The following is a 1,011-nucleotide window of genomic DNA, read 5'->3' on the forward strand; positions in this document are numbered from 1 at the left end:
TCGATGAGCGCGCACCGCTGCTCCGATGATTTTTCGCGCATGAGCCATAAGGCGAACGCACCTTGTATGGCCATGAGTGCCAGCAGCGCATAGGCCGCCATGATGACGCTGACGTGTATGCTGAGTAGGGGAGAGTGGAGCACGGGCATGAGCGGTGTGATTTGGGGGTTCATCGAGCCTAAATGGCTCACGAGAAGGGTGAAGCCCGATAATAGGAACCCGAAAGGTAAAAGGTAGGGGAACCGACGGTGCATCGTCAGGGTGATAGCCATGAGCAGAATAGCCATGAGCAGCATGGTTTCGTAGCCATTGCTCAACGGCACACGTCCCCCCACGTACCAACGCAGGGCGTATACGAGCAGGGCAAACGTGAATGATGCGCCAAAGACACCTACACTGGCAACTTGTGCTATGCGCCTCGCACGCTGCCAACGCTCGAAGGAGATGTTGGCCATGAAGAGAAAGAAGCTGAAGAAGCCCATGGCAAGGTTGACGATAAAGAGTATCTTGGTGGCTGGAATCTTGTTGTAGACAATCTCTGCTTCTACGCAGGCATCGCTGAGGTGGGGCGATGAGGGGGCGATGGGAGTGAAAAGCGTGTTGCTCGTGAGCATGAGTATGAGTCCGGCTTTCTCGTCAAGTTCTCTGATGGCCTTGCCCATGGCATCATGTTTTTGTTCTTCATGCACCATTGGCATGAGTTTGTATTTGCCATCGGCACTGAAAAGTTCTTCCATGGCGGCGTACTCACTCGTTATGCCAAGCCGCTTGCGTAGCGGAGCGTGCTTGATCTGGATAAAGTGCTGGCTCTTCCAAACCTCTGGTCGTGCTATCCAACCGTAGAGTACCTGTTCGGCCGACAGCCCTTTGTAACTGTGTCGGCCATATATTTTTTGTAGAAAATCGGTGGCCACGGTGTTGAGAGGTGCCACCCTGTCGTTGTAAACCACCTGGTAACGTGCCACCTTTTTGGCTTTTTCGGCATTGATGGTCGGTATATCTGCGGCATGA

At 53.4% G+C, this 1,011-nt stretch carries 1 protein-coding gene; it reads right to left on the reverse strand.

From position 1 onward, the window contains the following. On the reverse strand, positions 1-1,011 hold a 1,011-nt coding region (gene ccsA / locus HMPREF0645_RS12860; RefSeq protein ID WP_007175500.1), incomplete at both ends, for a cytochrome c biogenesis protein CcsA.

This window comes from Hallella bergensis DSM 17361 (genome assembly GCF_000160535.1).
In the GTDB taxonomy this organism is placed as follows: domain Bacteria; phylum Bacteroidota; class Bacteroidia; order Bacteroidales; family Bacteroidaceae; genus Prevotella; species Prevotella bergensis.